This window comes from Alkalimarinus alittae, from assembly GCF_026016465.1.
GTDB lineage: Bacteria > Pseudomonadota > Gammaproteobacteria > Pseudomonadales > Oleiphilaceae > Alkalimarinus > Alkalimarinus alittae.
This window is the reverse complement of record NZ_CP100390.1, coordinates 2,143,824-2,163,591: the sequence shown is the minus strand read 5'-3', so window position 1 is coordinate 2,163,591 and position 19,768 is coordinate 2,143,824. Positions and strand designations below refer to the sequence as shown.

The following is a 19,768-nucleotide window of genomic DNA, read 5'->3' as shown; positions in this document are numbered from 1 at the left end:
CAATTTTTCGCTGACAGCTTGGACAAGTTTGATCACTCGTTCATTCAGTTTCTCGTGCTTTGTTTAGGTAGCACAAAACCCATGACCAAACGCATCTATGTAGCCAGTCTTAACCGGAATTGATGCTGACAATACTTCGTACCCATACTGCGAGAACGTTTCTCGTGATTCGCGTTCCTGTGCTTCGCTCGTTGTCTTGTATAATGCAAAAACGATTCTATCGCTATTTAGCGAATTCGCTGATTTATTTGCCAGCATTACAGAAGGCTCAATATCGTCCATGCTGCTGCCAGTCGGGATAATCACCAAATTAGATCGCTTTGCTGCATCGAGCGTTCCCTGAGTAGGGTGTGGCGCTCTATCGATGATCACCATATCGAATTCAGTTGCCTTTTTTATAGCTAGTGCTGCCATAGCAAACTCTGCTGTTTTAATTGCTGGGACGATGCCAGCCACTTTGCGTCGCTTCTCTGCTCATCTGTTTGATGTGATCTGTGAGCTATCTATATCTGCAAGCAGGGTATCCCAGCCCGACCGCGTAAATTCTACTCCTAGAGTTCGGCTTATAGAGCTTTTGCCTACTCCGCCCTTATGACTTAAAACTGATATAATTGTCACTTCAATTACCGTTTTTCGAATTTGTTGCAAACACTATAGCGAAATAGCGCTTAACTAAGTCGAGGCAGAGTAATGAATGATCAGCACAAGCCAATCACATTGAGTGTATCTCAAGAAACAGTAGAGTTTTTCTTGGAAGTAATGGATGAAGCACCAGTGCATAGCACAAAATTGAAAGCTCTTGCTGAAGACAGTGAGCTTCGCAAGATAATTATTGAGCGAAAAGATCAACCGGAAATTGATATCAATATTGATGAGCTGTAATAGGCTACTCAGTTCTATCGGAGCAGTTTATTCTCATGAGAATAATTAGACAGTGAAAATACAAATACTAAGCGACCTTCATGTAGAGTTTGAGAACTACGATTATCCTATAACTGAAGCTGACGTAGTTGTTCTGGCTGGGGATATACACGCAACAGACAAAGGCGTGACGTGGGCGAAAGAAAACATCAAGGTGCCAGTTATCTATGTGCTAGGCAATCATGAATACTACAAAAAGTCTCACCCAAAGTTTATTGGCGAGATAAAAGATACAGCCAAGAACTCAAATGTTCATGTATTAGAGAATGATTACATCAAAATTGATGGCGTTAATTTTTTGGGTTGCACGCTTTGGACTGATTTTGAATTGTTTGGTGATGCACGAAATTCAGGATATGAGTGTCAGCAGATTATGACCGATTACAAGAAGATACGGCGATCACCAAGCTATTCGAAGCTACGATCCATTGATACCGCTATCATTCATAGCAACTCGGCACGCTGGCTAGACGCGACCTTAGAAAAGCTAAAAGGCGAAACTAATATCGTCGTTAGTCATCACGGCCCAAGCATAAGGTCTGTACTACCACAACATAGAGAAGAAGTAACAGCCGCAGCTTATGTGTCAGATCTCAGCACTCTAATTGAAAAGCATCAACCGAAAGCGTGGATACACGGGCATCTTCACAGTAGTTCAGACTACAAAATAGGAACGTGCAGCGTTTACTGCAATCCGAAGGGGTATCCTGGAGAACTAAACCCAGACTATGATCCTCTTAAATGCATTGAGATAGTGCAACGAAATTAAAGATATACCTGTTTTGTTCAAATAGCGTAATTTATTCTCATAAGAATAAATTGTAAGTTTTGTAATTATTGAGAGTTGTTAATTATGAGCACAAAAATATCTATAACATATCATGGCGAAAGCAAAACTCACTTATACGAGGAGATGACTCTTGATGATGATTTTCAATCCGATGCCTACATTCAAATTGAGCGACCAACTGAATTCTCAGTGTCGCGACATGAGAATGGCTATGAGACAGCCATGCTAGCCATCAAGCCCGAAGCGATGGACGCATTAGCAATCGCATGGTGCAAACACAGGAAACTACAAGGGGCTCTCGGTGGGCCTGTAGGCAAGGAATGGGGCGGCCCAGATTGCGACTACGACTGAAGTTGACATCCGGCAACCACCCCCTGCCGTCGCAGAGGAATTCCTTAAGCAGCTGGCGCTACTTTGGGTACTATTTCTCCACTTTTTCGCACAGGCTCCTGTTAACAAAGTAATAAAGCAGTTTACTAAAAAATTAAGTGTAGCTATTGTGTAGCTGCTGCGTAGGTTATATCGTATACTTAATGTATTCATAAGGAGAATCACCTATGACTAAGGCAATACATAAAGTACCGATAAACATGAGAGCTGATGAAGATCTGAGAAACCTGATTGATCAAGCAGCAGCAATTTCTAGTAAAGATAGAACTAGCTTTATCCTCGAAACCATGAGGCGGGAGTCTGAGAATATTATCCTTGATCAGAGACTGTTTAAATTAGACGAAGAGGCATTTTCTCAACTTGATGAATTGATCAGTGTGCCTATTTCCTCTAACCCGGCTTTAACAAAACTATTATCTTCAAAATCTCCATGGGAAGAATAAGTAAGCCGGAACCCCTAAGGTCAGTACACGACCTTAGCAGATTTAGCTGTGGCATCGATTCACTTGATCAATGGTTGAAAACCAGAGCCCTAAAAAATGAAAGAATCAATGCTTCCAGAACATATGTAGTATGTGATGAGCTTCGTGTGGCTGGATATTATTGTTTGGCGACAGGTTCAATAGAACATAATGAAAGTCCTAGCAAAGTAAAAAGGAATATGCCTTCACCGATTCCAGTCATGATACTAGGGCGGTTGGCTGTAGATATAGATTATCAAGACCAAAAAATTGGCAAAGGTCTATTGAAAGATGCTGTATTGCGAACAATTTTGATCTCAGAGCAAGTTGGGGTTAAAGCCATGCTAGTACACGCAATCAATGATAGTGCTCGATATTTCTATAAAGCACATGGATTCATAGAAAGTCCATTCGATCCAATGAAACTATTATTGCCAACTGCAAAGAAGGTATAACGAAACTTTGGGGGACCGATGAATCAGGCAGACGTAAAATTACTATAAATAGTAATCCAGATCCGTAGGATCACCAGTACCAAGAGGGTCGGTCAATAGATCATCATCTGATCGATGTGCAGCGTTGATAGATAGAGTTCATACTTTCCTCAAATCCACCCATAAGACACCACACACCAAAACCAACCGTCAATTCATTGCCATGCAAACGGCCCTCACGACACTCCTTCCACCAACGTGACAACATACAGGGTGAATACCGAAGACCTAGCAACATCTTTGACTTTATAGTCATAAAACAAGGTTAGCTTGAAAGCTTTGATTTTGAATTCTTTTGAACATTCCCAGGTTTTACGTGGGTGAGTCGTTCTTGGCATAGAACACCCCCTGACTAGTTATCAGAAAGTGTTCACATTTTCGGGAGAAGTGCGGAATCCGTTACAGATACTGATTCAATGTGAACGGGATGCCACTTTTTTTTGATGCGCGAATTGACCTTCATTGTCGATGCAAATGGCTATGCGTGAGCAAAAAATATAAAGCGAGCTCATGCCATTACAAACCAACAGTTGATATAAAAAAAACGCAGAAACCAGCCTCATGCTGACCATTTTCGAATGGTACAGTACAAATCAGTGGAAGCACCTGTCATTGGGTTTGTGAACTTAGGGGGCTAGTGAGAGCGATAGGTAATTAATCCCTCACCCTCAAAAAAACGATCGCAATCATGGACTAAAGCACTACCCTTCCAGCTGTTGACATAACCATTACTTGAAGTAACCAGTGTTATTTATTAGGTAACTAATATAGGAACGATGAAAATGCAAAACGAACAGTACCTACTACCGAGTGAAGTTTCCAAAATCATTCAAGTATCAGAACGCCAGCTTGCCAGGCAAAGGCAGACGCGATGTGGTATTCCGTTTGTCCGTCTTGGCCATAAGCTGATTCGCTACAAAAAATCAGATGTAGACACATTTATGACAAGCAATACCGTAAAAACAAATTTAAGTCTCACTGGTTAATGAACTTAGGTATTCATGCCAGTGACTCAATGCCCTTTGTTTCATTTTCAACTTTGGTCCGAGGCGGTAATGTTTCTGAGATGTATTTTTTAGGTTCACATGATTCAGTAAAACTTCTATATCTTGCTCACTCATTTCCAGTTCTTCCTCTGCATTTGTCGCAAAGGTTTTTCTCAGGTCATGTGGAGTGAACTTTAGGTCATTATCTTTTAGGTAGTCCCCTACTGATGAAACATGAAGCATCTTATCGCCGGTTTTAGAAAAAACATATCCCTCATGTGGGTGCAAGGTTTGAATCTCTTCTATTAGCGCTGTCATTGCAGGCATCATAGGTAACACATGCTCGCGTCTAGACTTAACAAACTCAGCAGGAATGGTTACTGTGTTGGCTTTGTTACATATCCAAGAAAATTGCAGAGCCCTTGCTTCACCAGCCCTATAGTTAGTTAAAAATATCCAGCGCCATGCATACGCAGCCATTGACTGTTTTCGACTCCGCAGAAACGTTAGAATTTCAGGTAGCTCATGAGGTTTTATATAGCGATCTCTGGCTTTGGAAGGCGCGAGTATCGGTATTCTGTAAAATAGAGGCGTTTCAACAATCTCTCGATCAAGAGCAAAATCCAAAATATTTTTTAGTGTTTTCCTAACTTCTCGATATGCGCCAACCTTACCGGACTTAAACACCCCTTCTAGGTATGTAATAATATCCATGCGTGTCAAGTCTGTTATTTCTTTATCTTGGAGTTCGTCTTTAATCCAAAAGTTATAATTCGCTTTGTATTTTTTTTGAGTTGATATTGCAAGCTCAGAAAAACCAACCGACTCAAAATAACTTTTAGCAATACCACCAATGGTAGATAGACGTTGAGTTACTATTTCAGCTCTTTTCTGCCTAGACGCAAACGGATCAATATTTTGATTTGAGAGCTGTTTATCAATTCTTGCAATTTCTCGAATCTCTTCAAGCCTGTATGCTGAAACGAAACCATATATCTGGCGCTTATCTTTACCTGCAATACTATAACGAAGCCCATAGCTTTTTGAATTAGTTGACTCTATAGCAACGAATAGACCTCTGATAACATGATCAGCAAAATACTTTCTACGTCCCTTCCAATCTGAACTCCAAGTAAGTTTCTCGATTCTTGACTCCGTTAGCCTCACGCTGTACTCCTACTTATCAAGTGACGAGTTTTTGGTTACCATATACTTACCAGTTACTATAGGTTTATTGGCATTTATTGGCCACTTTATGCGTACCAATTTAAAATCTTATAGCAGGTTAACCCCTGTATTGGCGGTATCTGGCGCATTTTTACCTTTACTGTCTATCTGTCCCTTTACAATTCCCCAGGTATCCGGGTTTTTTTTGACCAATGTTAGTAACACGTAGCTCAAATAGATATACTCTCCTCAATAATAAAGCACGCGTGTAAATCAACGCGAATGCACCAACTCGAACATTCAGAAGACAGGAAAGGATTAATGAATCTGAAGTCTTATCTAAAGGAAAAGTTCATATCCAAAGAACTTGACGCTCAGTTAGACAAAATTGAAAAACCGGTAGGCTCGCTAGGCTATGATCCTTGGGGATTCAATGCAGAAACGAATAAACTGATGCTATCGCTCTACAGCAATGTTTATAACAAGTATTTCAGAGTTCAAACTGATGGAATAGATAACGTACCCGCAAAAGGGCCTGTGCTGATTGTCGGAAACCATAGTGGGCAACTTCCCATAGATGGCACACTTGTAGGCTACGCCATTGCAACACGAAAAAAAGCACCGCGAATGCCAAGAGCCATGATCGAACGCTTTTTTCCTACGGTTCCTTTTTTAGGTAATTTGCTTAACCAAGCAGGTGCCGTTTTAGGCGACCCTGTAAACTGCGCTAAAATGCTAGAGAATAACGAAGCGGTTATTGTCTTTCCTGAAGGAATCAGAGGCTCAGGAAAGCTTTATAAAGACCGGTACCAGCTTAAACGATTCGGTAATGGCTTTATGCACTTAGCTATGCAGCACAACGCAACGGTCGTTCCTGTTGGTATTGTTGGTTGTGAAGAAACGATTCCTGCCATAGCGAACATTAAACCACTCGCGAAAATGCTTGGTATTCCCTACGCCCCCATCACCCTACCCTTTATTTTACCTGCCAAAGTTCACATGAACTTCGGTAAGCCGATGAAATTTGAAGGCGGTGATACCACCGAAGAAGAAGTAACTCGACGAGTTGAGCAAGTAAAATCAGTTATCAATGACTTAATTGATAAAGGATTAAGCGAGAGAAAAAGGCTTTTCTAATGACAAAAAAACAAAAACCAACGGTTCTTATTACCGGCGCAGCGGGTGCGCTCGCTCAACAAGTCATCAACCGACTACGAGATACCTATCAAATTGTGGCGGTAGACTTCAGAAAGCAAACCTATCTCAGTGACGATATTCCAAGCTATCAAATCAACTTCAATAAACGCGTTTTTGAAGACTTATTTCGTAAATATGAGTTCGACGGCGTAATACACCTTGGCAGAATCACCTCAAGTGAAGAAACCCGAATGCGGCGCTATAATGCCAACGTTCTCGGTTCTCAAAAACTGCTAGAACTCAGCCATAAATACGGCATTAAAAAGGTTATTGTACTCTCAACGTACCATGTTTATGGCGCCAACGCGTACAACCCAGCACTGATAGATGAAACAGCGCCGTTAAAAGCTGCAGAGCTTACCATGGATCTGATAGACTCAGTCGAGCTAGAGAACTTAGCCAACATTTATCTGTGGAAATATCGCGACCTAAACATCACCATACTGCGCCCCTGTAATATCGTAGGGCCAGGTGTTCAAAACACCATCAGCTCGTTACTTTCAAGTAAACGCGCACCAGTGTTAGCCGGTTTCTCTCCCGTGATGCAGTTTATCCATATCGACGACATGGCAGATGCCATAGTGCTCTCATATGAAAAGAACAAATCGGGTATCTACAATGTAGCCCCAGAAGACTGGGTCTCATACCAACAGGCGCTCGAACTATCAGGTTGCAGCAAACTCCCACTGCCATCAATCCCACCGAGTGTCCCACGCTTTTTAGCAAAGACCATGAACCTGAAAATATTCCCTGCGTTTTTGCTCAACTACTTTAAGTATTCAGTCGTAATAGACGGCAGAAGCTTTAACAAAACCTTTGGTTTTAAGGTAAAGCGACCGCTTAAAGAAATATTTAGATATTATAAAGAGATGAAAAGTTAACGATCTCAACGAACAGGGTTCTTACAGAGAACCCTGGCTATATTTTTAATTTGTATACTCGATACCCCTTAATCAAGATCCAGCTTCGGGCAGAATAAAAACACTATGGATATCACTTTTGGAACCCTCAGTCATGCAGTTGGGTTTGGCATTTATTTTTTGGTCTCGGCTTATATTGCGAAACGCTATTTGAGACGAAATACTGACCGATCTCTTTTTATTGCGACGTTGATGACCTGCCTTTGGCTTGGGGTTTTGGCTTATCAGTCGCATTTCAATTCTCCGCCATTTTATATTCGTTACTCCATCGAAATCGTTAGGAATGCAGCTTGGTTTGGTGTGCTGTATGCCTTGCTCGGCATCAAATTTGTACCTAATAGCAATATAGAAAAATCTAGACGTTTTTTGTCGTTAAGTTCTATGGTGACGTTGCTGATTATGCTCGTGGCCGTTTTAATTGAAGGTATTGCAAGCGTTGAAATTGTTTCGGGTAAGGTGCTGTTGGGCGGTCAAATTGCGTTGTCGCTTGTGGGGCTTATATTACTTGAGCAGATTTGGCGGAACGCTAATATTTATGGTCGATCTAGCATTAAGTACTTATCTGTCGCAATAGGTGCGATATTCGGGTATGACTTTTTGATGTACTCAGATGCCTTCTTGTTTCAAGAAATATCAACGCCAATGTGGAACTCAAGGGGTGCTGTTAACGCAATGGTCGCACCTCTTATCGCCCTAACGATGATTAACAGCCGAAAGCAGCCTATCGATGTACAGGTTTCTCGGCAGGTTATTTTTTACACCGGTACTCTCGTACTCGCGGGTGTTTATCTGCTGCTCATTTCGATGGGTGGGTACTACCTCCGAACGTTTGGCGGTACTTGGGGTGACGCGTTACAGATTTTATTCTTCTTTACTGCTATCACGATCTTAGTCTTGCTGCTCGCCTCTCCAAAGTTACGTGCAAGGCTGATGGTATTTATTAGCCAAAACTTTTTTCACTATAAATATGACTATCGAGAAGAGTGGCTTAAAAGTACAAAAACGCTGTCTTTCTCAAATGCAGAAGAAGAACTACCGACCAGCGTTATTCGTATATTATCTAAATTAGTAGAAAGTAACGGGGGCATTCTTTGGTATAAGAATGACGTGGGTGATTTCTCTGTTAAAGCCTACCTAAACTGCTCTCCTATTAAACATGACGTCATTGATGCCAATGCCGATATACTCGAATATTTTAAAGAGCACGACTGGATTATTGATTTAAACGAATATATAAATGACCCCACAACCTATAACCTACTCGAAATTCCCGACGTCATACTCAATCACCCTTCACCTTGGCTGATTATTCCGTTGTTTCAGGGTAACGAGCTTATGGGGCTTACCTTAGTTGCTCAACCGTACACGCGTATGGAATTAAACTGGGAAAACTACGACCTTATTAAAGTGGTTTCTAGACAAGCCTGTAGCTATTTATCACAAAGTCAAAGCCAAGAGCGATTAGCAGAATCTAAGCAGTTTGAAGCCGTTAACCGAACGTCTGCCTTTATGGTGCATGATCTTAAAACCATTATTGCGCAGTTATCACTATTGGTAAAAAACGCAGAAAAACATAAAGCCAACCCAGCATTTGTCGATGACATGATCTCAACAACCGCGCATGCCGTGCAAAAAATGGAGTACTTATTAAAGCAGATCAGAAACCCCACTGAAGAAGAACAATTAGAACTCATAGAGCTAGGGCCAATCGTTGAAGATGTCGTGTTAAGACAATCTAAGTCGCTTCCTATTCCACAAGCTCAGCTCCCTGATGAACAAATAATGGTTAAGTCTTCTAAAGAACAGCTGCATACAGTATTAGGTCATCTAATACAAAACGCACAAGATGCGACCGATAAAGACGGCGAAGTCACCATTTCTGTTAAAGCCACGCCGGGGTTTGTTGTATTGTTTATTCAAGATACAGGCAAAGGGATGAGTGAGCGATTTATTAAAAATCAGCTTTTTAAACCTTTCGAAAGTACCAAAGGACTAAAAGGAATGGGGATTGGAGCATACCAAAGTCGAGAATATATCAAAAAGCTGGGCGGAACCATCGACGTAACCAGTCAAGAAGGAATCGGTTCTTGTTTTAGTGTCAAAATACCTACTTCGTAATATATGCCTAATAAACGTACAAAATGTTACAAAGTTGACTCAGTCATCAACTGAATCTCACACTATCAAGGTTTAAGAGGGGTTAGAGTATTGTAAAGCGCAGCATTAATTTATACCCTATAGACCTGACGTTAATATATTTATAAGAAAGGCGTAACCTTGATATTACGCTACAGGATGGGTCTTTTCTCGAAAGCAGAGAATATAAGCACCTCACCAGATCAAATAAGGAAATAGTTCCCCGGTGAAAAAAAAGCTATTAATAATAGAAGACGATCCAGGTCTTCAAAGTCAAATGCGATGGTGTTTTGAAGACACCGAAGTTCATATCGCTGACGATAGAGAATCAGCACTCTCTCTTCTTAGGCGTGTTGAACCTCAGGTTGTTACCCTAGACCTTGGCCTTCCACCTGATCCTGGCGGTTCATCAGAGGGCTTTGCGCTTCTTGATGAGATTTTACGCTTAGCACCTTCTACAAAAATAATTGTTGTGACCGGTCGCGAAGAAAAAGAGAACGCGGTTAAAGCTGTCGGTAATGGCGCGTGTGACTTCTACCAAAAACCGCTTGATGCCGACATCTTATCATTTGTCGTTAATCGAGCGTTTAGACTCTACGAACTTGAAAAAGAAAATATTGAACTCAACCGCTCTCAATATTCTTCGACGCTTAAAGGGCTTATCGCCAATAGTCCTCAGATGTTGAAAATCTGCCGAACGGTTGAAAAGATTGCACCCACAGATGTAACCACCCTCGTTTTAGGTGAAACAGGCACGGGTAAAGAAGTCATCGCGAAAGCACTTCATGACTTAAGTATCCGGTCTGACAAAGCATTCTCTGCCATTAACTGTGCAGCCATACCTGAAAACCTACTTGAAAGTGAACTATTTGGGTATGAGAAAGGTGCATTTACCGGCGCTAACCAAACTAAGAAAGGTAAAGTTGAATTAACTGATGGCGGCACACTCTTCTTAGATGAAATTGGTGATATGCCAATGCCCCTTCAAGCTAAATTGCTTCGATTTCTTCAAGAACGCGTCATTGAACGTGTTGGCGGCGTACGAGAAATACCCGTTGACGTTCGTGTTGTCTGCGCAACGCATCAAGACCTTCAAACGCTTATCGCCAATGGCAGTTTCCGAGAAGATTTATACTACAGAGTCAGCGAAATAACGTTAAACATTCCTCCGTTAAAAGAACGCGAAGGCGATGCAGTGCTGATTGCTCAGTCATTACTACATAATTTTTCTAATCAACTCGATCGCCCTAACTTGAACTTTAGCGATGACGCACTGGCGGCTATTCGTGAATATCCTTGGCCTGGCAACGTTAGAGAAATGATAAACAAAGTTAAGCGCGCGGCCATTATGGCAGACGGTAAGCGTGTAACAGCAGAAGATCTTGAATTAGATGAACCCTGCAATACAACCGACTCCGTTCTTAACTTAAGACAAGTACGTGAAACAGCAGAAAAGCAGGCTATTGAGCATGCATTGCAAATAGCGCAATACAACATGGCTCAAACAGCACGATTATTAGGCGTTACACGACCAACGCTTTATAACTTGACTGATAAATATAAGCTAACAACACACGATCAAAATACGGATTAAGCGAGATTTAGGATGAAGAACACATCAAGTTCCCCTCTTATAGCATTGGTAATGGCCGTTTCGATTGCCACCTTAACAGGGTGTGGCGACGACTCAGATACAAAAGCGCCATCACCCAAAGAGGTTCAGTTTTTAAGCCATATTGATCAAGCTAAGTTTTATCAGAATCAAGGCCAGCTTAAAGCCGCTATCTCAGAATCAACTAGCGCAATCCAACTTTATCCTAATCGCTTAAAGCCTTATACAGTGATATTCGAAACCCTACTACTCGCAGGTAACCCAGGCGAAGTAGAGTCTAGAATAAAAGAGTTGCTTGCAAAAGAAGGTGTCAACTTACAAGGCAGTGAGCAACAGCTTCATTATTTGTTAGCCAAGTCTCTATATATTCAACAAAAGCTAGACCAAGCCCAGACACAACTTGACTATATTACCGCTAATTTTAAAACCATTAACGATAATGAGCGGTTACTGCAAGGTGACGTTTACCTAGCAACAGGTAAGACAGAAGACGCTAAAAAGCTATATTCCGATGTCTCAGTAGCTGACCCAACAAATGTAGAAGCGCTACTAGGCTTATCAAAAGTAGCATTTATCGAAAAGAACCCTGAAAAAGCGCGCGAGATTGTATCTAAAATCACAAATTCAGAGCAATCAACAACTGAAGCATGGCTTTGGAATGCACGTCTTTATCATATAGAACAGAACTACGAATTAGCAGAAGAGTCATACGTTAGAGCACTTGAAGACTTGTCTCAAGTAGACACGATGACGCCTCAAAAATACTCTACGATTTCTTCTCTCATATTCGTACTCAGACAACAAAGTAAAGTAGCAGAAGCAAGCCGCTATCAAGAGATCCTCGATCAGTCTATTCCAGGTGAAATAAAACTACGCTTTGAAACCGCGTTAGATTTCTTTCAGAAAGGAAACTACGACGCGGCTGAAACTGAGCTAAAGGCAATATTAGATATATCCTCTTCTCATAACCCTAGCGGCACCCTCTTGGGTGTCGTAAAAAATGCTCAGGGTGATGTGGTAGAAGCAGAGCGTATTTTATCGCTATATGTTAATGATGGCTCACGACCTGAAGTGATTAAATTATTAGCATCGCTTCAATTAAAGTTAAACAAACCTTCTGCCGCCGTTGAAACGCTTCAATTAGGGCTGGCTAAAAATGATACTGACGCCTCGTTAATTTCACTATTAGGCATCTCACAAGTGGCGTCTGGTCATAATGATGAAGGCATAAAAAATATTGAAGATGCAATTAAACAGTCACCTGATGACGACTCGCTAAAAGTAAAATATGCCCAAGTATTGGCAAGAACCGGTAAAAAAGAAGAAGCGCTTAAGTACATTCAAGACAGCTTTACCAAAAAGCCGGATAGCAGCAAACTTCTAACAATCTACAGTTACTTCTTAAGCGAAGATAAGCAGACCGACAAGGCGATTAAGATCGCAAAAGACTGGATTCAAAAGAATCAAAAATCTGCTGATGGCTATTTAGTATTGGGCTCGCTCTACCTCAGCGACAAACAGTTCTCCCCCGCGATCGAGCAGTTTACCCAAGCGAATAAACTCGACGCTGCAAACCCACTTACACTGCTTAACTTGGGTAAGGCATATTCAGGTAACAAACAACCTCAAGAAGCTCATAGCGCATTCTACGAAGCCATTATGCTGGCCCCCGATTCGCCAGACACAAACCGCATGTTGTATAGCTACCTTAACGCAACACAGCCTATTGATGAAATGGTACGTAGCTATGAACAGCTAGTTGAAAAACTACCTGAGGCGATAATCCCACATATCGCACTTGCCGAACTGTACCTAAAGCAAAAAGAAATCGATAAGACGTTAGCCGTAGTCAGCTTACCGCGTTTTAGTAAAAACATGATTGCACAGAACTTACTTAAAGCCGCTGCGCAAGAAAAAGCTAAACAGCTAGTGAGCGACGGTAAAGCAAAAGAAGCAAAAGCCTTTATTGATGACCTGATTGCAAAACAAGGTAATGATGATATTGATTTAAACCTGTTACTTGCCAATATCTACTACTTATCTAACGAAGAATCTTTAGGTTTAACGATAATCAACGACTTGAAAAAGAGCCATAAAGACTCTGCACTACCTTATGAGTTCTTGGCAAACCAGTATTTTCAAAAGCAAGATTATGAAGCGGCAATTGATGAATACTCACAAGCCTGGAAGATTAAGCCCTCTGAATTATTGGCCATAAGAATGTCACAGACATTAAAGCGCCTTGAAAGCAATGAAGCACTTAAGCCGCTGCAAGACTGGTTAGAAATCGACAAGAACAGCCCTAGAGTCATGACTATGCTCGCCATGAGCTATCAAGAGGCCGGTGAAAAAGATAAAGCCATTAAAGCCTATGAAAAACTCTTAGCGGTACATACCACTAATGCTGTCGCCATGAACAATTTGGCTTGGCTCTACCATGAACAAAAGAACACAAAAGCCGAAGCGTTGGCTAAAAAAGCATCCGAAATCGCCAGTAGCAACCCAGCTATTTTAGATACCTATGGATGGATACTTTTTGAGAATGGTAAAGCAGAACAGGCGAGCACTATTCTTGAAAAAGCCTATGAGTTAGACCAAAGTTCAGCAGAAATTAAAGAGCATTTGCTAGCGGCCTATAAAGCCCTCGGTAAAACCTTTAATAGTGCAGACTTTCAATAAAGCATCTTGTTAAGTTAGGAGGGGTTACCCTCCTAACTTAATGTTATTTCCCACTTCACCCGCCTTCCCCTTAGTCAGCATCCTCTTTTTCAACACGCTCTTTTAATAGCCGTTACCTATAATTAACGCACTTCTCATAACAAAACAGTTGGGTCATTCTGCCTCTCAAACTTGATAAGTTACTCTTCTTAACTAAGACTTACATAAGTAAACACGTTTGATTTTTAAACAGCTTAATTCGGGACTCATATTATGCGCTATTTATTCCTAGTAACGTTTGTGCTTGGTGTTTTGTCCGGTTGTTCTGTACTAGACACTCATGACGATATCGACCTCTCCACCCTCCCCCCAACAGCCTCAGGCCCCGACAAAGCTAATAAGGGCACGATTGTTCAAGAGTTTTGGGATGGTATCGAGGGCACAACCGTTAGAGACCTGACAAGATCAAACAAGTTTACAAAGGAATCAGACTCATCACTCATCTTAACTGGGTTCAAAGGGGCTACAAATAAAGCCACCCACTACGGCAGTAGAATAAGAGGCTATTTATACCCTGAAGTGACTGGCCCTTATACGTTTTATATCTCAAGTAATGACTCAAGTGAGCTTTGGTTATCAACAGGAGAAAGCCCAAACAATAAGCGTCTTATAGCCTATATGGACGGCTGGGCATCTGTGGGCGACACTCAAAAATACGCCACACAAAAGTCAGCCAGCATTAGTCTAGAAGCAAATAAAATTTATTATATCGAAGCCCTTCAAAAACAAGGTAGCGGCAGTGATCAGCTTGCAGTGTATTGGGAAGGCCCAGGTATCGCCACAGAAGTGATCCCCGGTAACCACTTATCCCCCGTTAATATGCTATCTGAAAACACCGGCGCAGGTTACGCTACGGGCTATCGCTTAGGCTATTATGATGGCACGTTCAAACAGGCCTATAATGATGTATTCCCTCCTAGCGATAGCGATGGAGATGGCCTCCCCGATAGTTACGAACTCGCACTCGGGCTTGACCCACTCGATAAAACCGATGCAACCGCAGACTCAGATGGTGATTTACTTAACAACCTTGATGAGTTTTTACTAAGAACAGACCCATTTAACAAAGACACCGATGGCGACGGCATTGATGACGGCTATGAAGTAGCTTATGGGCTCAATGCTCTTAACGCCTCAGATGCAACCCTAGACTTAGACCAAGATGGCACCTCTAACTTTGACGAATACTTAGCAGGCACCGATGCCAACGACAGCGAATCATTTCCCGCACCGCCTGCGCCCCCAGAACCTTCAGAGCCAGGTAAAACACTCGTACCGGGTTGGTCCACTCAATTCTATGGCACCAGTGTATTAATTGACCCAATACTGTTCAGAAACGACGCCAGTATAAACTTTGGTTGGGGGCGAGATGCGCCTGCCCCCAATGTACCTGCCGATAATTTCTCGGTTCGATTTACAGGGTTCTTTGTGCCAGACCAGCAAGGCACTCATACCTTCTTAGCCAGAGCAAACGACTACGTTAAACTGTGGGTTGGCAACCAATTAGTGATCGACCATTGGTCGACAGGTGGCACTACAGTTCATACAGGCTCTATCAACCTTGAGAAAGGTAAAGAGTACCCCATTAAACTCGAATATGCAGAAGGTGTGGGCAATGCGGTTATCAAACTCCGCTGGAACACTGATGGCAATACCGATGTATTTAACGATTCGAAATTACTTAATGACGCAAACATCAAAACCATTGATACCGCCAACGATACAACAACCGATAGCGATAAAGATCAAATTCCTGACTACTGGGAGCTTACAACAGGCACAGACCCATTTGATCCAACCGATGCAACCGGCGATATTGATAGAGATGGTATCGACAATTTAACGGCTTACCTTAATTCTATCAAAACCGTCGAACCACTAGCCGGTTTTACCGCTCAGTACTTCTCTGGTATTGAAATGGATAAGATTGTATTAGTAAAACAAGAGCCTGCTATCGACTTTGACTGGGGAAGAGGTAGCCCCTACTCAGAAGTACCAAGCGATAATTTCTCAGTCCGGTTCTTATCAAGGCTGACCCCTGCTCATAATAGCGGCACTGAAGACTATACTTTTTATGTAACCGCCAACGATTACGCAAGGCTTTATATTGATGGCCACGTAGTGGTTGATCACTGGACAACCGGCTCAACAGATACCTACACCGGTCAAATTAGTCTAACAGCGGGTGAAACCTACGACCTCATTTTAGAATATGCAGAAGGCGCAGGCAGTGCATTTATCAAGCTAGAATGGGCATCAGCGAGCCAATCAAGGGCCGTTGTGAGCAATCAATATACCGCATTTAGCGATAGAGAGGCCGACCTAGTGAGCGATAGCGACAACGATGGCATGCCAGATTATTGGGAGATTCAATATGGCCTAAATCCTCTCAATAGTAATGATGCAACATTAGATAATGATGGCGACGGCGTAGCCAATAATCAAGAGTTTATCAACAATTCAGACCCAGGCTCGACAGGGCTAGTCGCACCACCAACAGGGTCTGGTGTTGTTGTCACCCCCCCAATAGTCGAAGAACCACCTGTTCAAGAACCTGCACCAGAAACGCCACCTCAGACCGGAGACGAAGGTGTCATCATCACCACGGGTACAGTCACCTTAAACTGGACAGCACCGACTAAACGCGTCGACGGAACCAACCTACCCTTAAGCGAGATTAGATCATATATCGTAGGCTACACCAAAGATTCAGGTTCAGCGGTAGAAGCGGCCCCGATACCCCCGCATCAACTAACACACACCTATGAATCGTTACTCCCTGGTGTCTATGACTTCTACATAAAAGTTACTGACACAGATGGGCTAACAGGGCCTGCATCGACACCTGTCAGGGCTACATTGAAATAAAACCCTATAGCGCTTTTAGTATAGATTTTAAACTTAAAGCGCTATTTTTATGTCAGAAATGTTAAGTTAAGCTGAGTTAAGTTCTTGTAATTCAGACCATTGTTAATATACTGGCTCATAAATAGAGCTTTGACGAATCAAATAAGCAAAAAGGACTTTAATCATGGCGACTCCAGTCACATCGATTTTAATTATTGCGTCAACAAGCACCGCACAATACGCGACATCTCAACAGTTCTCAGGCATAACCATACCCCAAGTGGCTGCAGCCGAAATACGGCTTTCTTCTACGCAGTCGGGCGGGAGCACAGCAGTAACAATACCCGCATCTGGTAGTAAAAACCTAGAAGACATCACACCTGCAGATATAACAATCAATGTTGAACCACCCAAAGAAGGCGATGCATGGCTACCCTCGTCACTTTGCGTACTTGGCAAAGGCGACACGGGTGATTATCAAATCATTTGCAACATCCCCGCATGGCCACCACAAATATGGCTCAGTGCCGATAAAAATGATCATCAATACCCCGATGCATTTAGTAGCATCAATTTAGAACAAGTTATTCAGGCGTGTAATAAATAAAATCGACTCACGCAAACAACGAACAATAGGGATTTGGTTATCAAGCTTTAAACCACCCCGTCTAAAGCTTAACAACCATACAAGGAAGAAAAATGAAAAAGAGCCTCTTAGCATTAACACTGTTAGCCCCTGTGGTATGCCAAGCCCAAATGATAACGTTTGCAGGTGATGCAGGTTTTACCTATTTCGACCACGACCACACGCCTATATCAAAACCAGGCAATCACTTTATGCTCACCGTCGATGATACCAACCCGCTAGAGATATTTGGCTTATCTTTAGAAATTGATGGCATAGGATATAATTTAGACAAATCGATGGGGGTTCGGTATAGCCATGAGCTACCTTCATATGTGGGTGAAGGAATGCCCGTACTTAATGCAAGCGGCTATTTTAACAATACCGACGGAGAAACCGGTTTTGAGTGGTCGTTACACCTAGAGTTTGCAAATAATGAGCCTTATACAAGCTATAAAATCACAGATAACTCATTAGAAAACTTTTTCACATTCGAAACACCTGATGAAGGGTATTTTAACAACCCTTTTTTCCGCGAAGTTATAGTACCAGAACCTTCCTCACTAACCCTTATAGGGCTGGGCTTATTAGGCGTACTTTACCCCTCAAGAAAAAGCACCCTCCGCAGGGGGTGACCTACAAGGATAAATCACCTCAATACATTGAATTATTAAACCTGAGACCTTTGCACGAAAGCACAGCATTTGGTGTGTCGAGTAATGTGATTTATCTAGGTCGGATTTTAACCCGACCTAGATAAATCACGCTTAACTTTAAACATTCGCGCAAAGCGCTCAATCTATATCAACTAAAAAGTTAACAACCGTAAAATACACGACTATGCACTTTAACCACACCCCAACATCTGCTAGATTCTCTCTTCTACATCGGAAGTTCCTAACAGGTAAGGAATATGCATACCCTAGCAGTACAGAAAAAAACATTTCTCACCTTGTTCGTGGGCTTTTTAAGCCTATTCATCTATGCATATTACACCACCCTTGTTGACCTTTGGGCACGCTGGAACAAATTCGACGAGTCATACTCTCATGGTATTTTAGTATTAGGCATTAGCGCCTTTTATTTATTGGCTAAGTTCAAATCAATTCCCTCATTAGCACTTAAACCCGCCTGGTTTGGGGTTGTTCTTATCTTTGGCTCTAGCGTTTTATGGCTTTTAGCGTACTACGCCAGTATAGAAGCCATTCAGCAGTTACTTTTACCTTGGTTAATTTGGCTTTTCTGTTATTCGTTACTGGGGTGGAATACCGCTAAACACGTTATTTTCCCTATCGGTTTTCTCTATTTTGCTATTCCTTTTTGGGATGTATTTACAGTTCCCCTTCAATATATCACCACAGATATAAACGGTTACCTGCTTGCACTGGTAGGAGTTGAAGCACATATAGAAGACGTGTTCGTAACAATATCTGTGGGTAAATTTGAAATTGCCGGTGGTTGCTCGGGTTTACGCTACCTAATCATCAGCATCACGCTAACATCACTTTATAGCTACCTTAATTTCACGCGCATTAAGTCTGCCGCCACGCTTATTTTAATCGGTATCTTATTAGCGCTTCTGGCCAACTGGATAAGAGTCTTTATTATCATACTCGCCGGCCATGTAACGCACATGGAAAGCTCGCTGATTAATGAGCATGATCACTTTGGATGGTTGGTTTTTGCTATTACGCTTATCCCGCTATTTTTTATTGCTAATAAGCTAGAACGAACTCATGAAGAAGGCGACGTTGCAGTACAAGCGCCTGCTGAAGAACCTGCTAATCAACACAGCACTAACACCGCTATTGCACTATTATATAGTGCGGTTGCATTTGTAGCGGCATTTGCAGCCCCGCTATACGCGATCAACTCAATGGGCAACAATACAAGCAACCATAAGACTATTGATGTTAAAGTCGACTCTACTTTAGGTGAGTGGCATCGCAGCTACCTCAACAGCAGCTTAATCTCCCCGCCTGATTTCAAATCACCCGATAGTCAATTTGATGCAATCTATTCAAATGGCGAAAACACAATACAGCTATCCATCAGGAGCTACATACAACAAGCGCCAGGAAAAGAACTGATTAATTTTAATAACCGCTTATATGATCAAGACGCATTTATCACTACATCCTCTGGCCGACTCAGCATTGAAGATAATGACTTTAGTTATACCGTTATCAAAAACAGAAAAGGTCAGCGAGAACTCATCGGCTATCAATACCTTGTTTCTTACATGGCAACCAGCAACCGTATCGGCGCAAAACTATTAGAAGTGGTAAGGCCTTTAGTCGGCAGCCCAGAATCAACGCTTATCTACACACGCATACAATGTGAAAGCGACTGTAATAGCGAAAAGGCTTCTGTTATCAATTTTATTGGTGATAACTACCCTCTAATCACCCATTTTAAAAGCCAACTTAATAATCATTAAATTAATGTGATAGATGTCACATTAATTTACACATAAACACTAAATAAGCCCTAATAAGTTTAAT

The 19,768-nt window shown here is 42.0% G+C and carries 17 protein-coding genes; 14 read left to right on the top strand and 3 right to left on the bottom strand.

Features of this window, described 5'->3' with window-relative positions; genetic code table 11:
• Positions 1-63: 63 nt before the first annotated feature.
• On the bottom strand, positions 64-456 hold the full coding sequence (locus NKI27_RS09790) for a hypothetical protein (RefSeq protein WP_265045879.1): 393 nt from the start codon (positions 454-456) through the stop codon (positions 64-66).
• 18 nt (positions 457-474) lie between these two features.
• Entirely contained in the window at positions 475-618 is a 144-nt protein-coding gene (locus tag NKI27_RS09785; protein WP_265045878.1) for a nucleotide-binding protein, read from the bottom strand.
• Between the two features lie 72 nt (positions 619-690).
• Here NKI27_RS09785 and NKI27_RS09780 point away from each other — a divergent pair, with 72 nt between their 5' ends.
• The 5 genes from NKI27_RS09780 to NKI27_RS09760 all read left to right on the top strand — a co-directional run bounded on the left by NKI27_RS09780 (position 691) and on the right by NKI27_RS09760 (position 3,017).
• Complete coding sequence (locus NKI27_RS09780) at positions 691-882, top strand: hypothetical protein (protein WP_265045877.1); 192 nt, start codon at positions 691-693, stop codon at positions 880-882.
• Between the two features lie 52 nt (positions 883-934).
• Complete coding sequence (locus tag NKI27_RS09775) at positions 935-1,690, top strand: metallophosphoesterase (protein WP_265045876.1); 756 nt, start codon at positions 935-937, stop codon at positions 1,688-1,690.
• Between the two features lie 84 nt (positions 1,691-1,774).
• A complete protein-coding gene (locus NKI27_RS09770) occupies positions 1,775-2,062 on the top strand; it encodes a hypothetical protein (RefSeq protein ID WP_265045875.1) in 288 nt (95 codons plus the stop codon).
• Between the two features lie 206 nt (positions 2,063-2,268).
• Positions 2,269-2,544: a type II toxin-antitoxin system TacA family antitoxin gene (locus NKI27_RS09765; RefSeq protein WP_265045874.1), complete on the top strand. Its 276-nt coding sequence runs from the start codon at positions 2,269-2,271 to the stop codon at positions 2,542-2,544.
• Complete coding sequence (locus tag NKI27_RS09760; protein ID WP_265045873.1) at positions 2,532-3,017, top strand: GNAT family N-acetyltransferase; 486 nt, start codon at positions 2,532-2,534, stop codon at positions 3,015-3,017. Before NKI27_RS09765 ends, NKI27_RS09760 begins: the two co-directional genes overlap by 13 nt.
• Before the next feature lie 1,007 nt (positions 3,018-4,024).
• Here NKI27_RS09760 and NKI27_RS09755 read toward each other — a convergent pair.
• Positions 4,025-5,209 carry a tyrosine-type recombinase/integrase gene (locus NKI27_RS09755; protein ID WP_265045872.1) on the bottom strand — a complete coding sequence of 395 codons (1,185 nt, stop codon included), beginning with the start codon at positions 5,207-5,209 and terminating at the stop codon, positions 4,025-4,027.
• Between the two features lie 321 nt (positions 5,210-5,530).
• On the opposite strand from NKI27_RS09755, the gene NKI27_RS09750 reads away from it, so the two are divergent.
• The 9 genes from NKI27_RS09750 (at position 5,531) to xrtA (ending at position 19,704) form a co-directional block, all read left to right on the top strand.
• The gene (locus NKI27_RS09750) at positions 5,531-6,346 is read left to right on the top strand and encodes a lysophospholipid acyltransferase family protein (protein ID WP_265045871.1); all 816 of its coding nucleotides are present in this window, start codon (positions 5,531-5,533) and stop codon (positions 6,344-6,346) included.
• Positions 6,346-7,287, top strand: coding sequence for an SDR family oxidoreductase (locus NKI27_RS09745; protein WP_265045870.1), 942 nt, complete (start codon positions 6,346-6,348; stop codon positions 7,285-7,287). Before NKI27_RS09750 ends, NKI27_RS09745 begins: the two co-directional genes overlap by 1 nt.
• A 105-nt stretch (positions 7,288-7,392) precedes the next feature.
• Positions 7,393-9,444, top strand: coding sequence for an XrtA/PEP-CTERM system histidine kinase PrsK (gene prsK, locus NKI27_RS09740; protein WP_265045869.1), 2,052 nt, complete (start codon positions 7,393-7,395; stop codon positions 9,442-9,444).
• A 244-nt stretch (positions 9,445-9,688) separates the two neighbouring features.
• Entirely contained in the window at positions 9,689-11,056 is a 1,368-nt protein-coding gene (gene prsR, locus NKI27_RS09735) for a PEP-CTERM-box response regulator transcription factor (protein WP_265045868.1), read from the top strand.
• Positions 11,057-11,068: 12 nt separating this feature from the next.
• Positions 11,069-13,753 (top strand): tetratricopeptide repeat protein, encoded by a 2,685-nt coding sequence (locus tag NKI27_RS09730; RefSeq protein ID WP_265045867.1) that lies wholly within the window; start codon positions 11,069-11,071, stop codon positions 13,751-13,753.
• 252 nt (positions 13,754-14,005) lie between these two features.
• A complete protein-coding gene (locus NKI27_RS09725; protein WP_265045866.1) occupies positions 14,006-16,660 on the top strand; it encodes a PA14 domain-containing protein in 2,655 nt (884 codons plus the stop codon).
• A 163-nt stretch (positions 16,661-16,823) separates the two neighbouring features.
• Positions 16,824-17,246 (top strand): hypothetical protein, encoded by a 423-nt coding sequence (locus NKI27_RS09720; RefSeq protein WP_265045865.1) that lies wholly within the window; start codon positions 16,824-16,826, stop codon positions 17,244-17,246.
• Positions 17,247-17,338: 92 nt separating this feature from the next.
• Complete coding sequence (locus tag NKI27_RS09715; RefSeq protein WP_265045864.1) at positions 17,339-17,899, top strand: PEP-CTERM sorting domain-containing protein; 561 nt, start codon at positions 17,339-17,341, stop codon at positions 17,897-17,899.
• A gap of 278 nt (positions 17,900-18,177) precedes the next feature.
• Entirely contained in the window at positions 18,178-19,704 is a 1,527-nt protein-coding gene (gene xrtA, locus NKI27_RS09710; protein WP_265045863.1) for an exosortase A, read from the top strand.
• The last annotated feature ends 64 nt before the right edge of the window (positions 19,705-19,768 follow it).

Coding starts and splice junctions, on each gene's coding strand:
- NKI27_RS09725 (WP_265045866.1), top strand. CDS start 14,006: ATGCGCTATTTATTCCTAGTAACGTTTGTGCTTGGTGTTTTGTCCGGT.
- xrtA (WP_265045863.1), top strand. CDS start 18,178: ATGCATACCCTAGCAGTACAGAAAAAAACATTTCTCACCTTGTTCGTG.
- NKI27_RS09760 (WP_265045873.1), top strand. CDS start 2,532: ATGGGAAGAATAAGTAAGCCGGAACCCCTAAGGTCAGTACACGACCTT.
- prsK (WP_265045869.1), top strand. CDS start 7,393: ATGGATATCACTTTTGGAACCCTCAGTCATGCAGTTGGGTTTGGCATT.
- NKI27_RS09770 (WP_265045875.1), top strand. CDS start 1,775: ATGAGCACAAAAATATCTATAACATATCATGGCGAAAGCAAAACTCAC.
- NKI27_RS09715 (WP_265045864.1), top strand. CDS start 17,339: ATGAAAAAGAGCCTCTTAGCATTAACACTGTTAGCCCCTGTGGTATGC.
- NKI27_RS09720 (WP_265045865.1), top strand. CDS start 16,824: ATGGCGACTCCAGTCACATCGATTTTAATTATTGCGTCAACAAGCACC.
- NKI27_RS09745 (WP_265045870.1), top strand. CDS start 6,346: ATGACAAAAAAACAAAAACCAACGGTTCTTATTACCGGCGCAGCGGGT.
- NKI27_RS09765 (WP_265045874.1), top strand. CDS start 2,269: ATGACTAAGGCAATACATAAAGTACCGATAAACATGAGAGCTGATGAA.
- NKI27_RS09750 (WP_265045871.1), top strand. CDS start 5,531: ATGAATCTGAAGTCTTATCTAAAGGAAAAGTTCATATCCAAAGAACTT.
- NKI27_RS09730 (WP_265045867.1), top strand. CDS start 11,069: ATGAAGAACACATCAAGTTCCCCTCTTATAGCATTGGTAATGGCCGTT.
- NKI27_RS09780 (WP_265045877.1), top strand. CDS start 691: ATGAATGATCAGCACAAGCCAATCACATTGAGTGTATCTCAAGAAACA.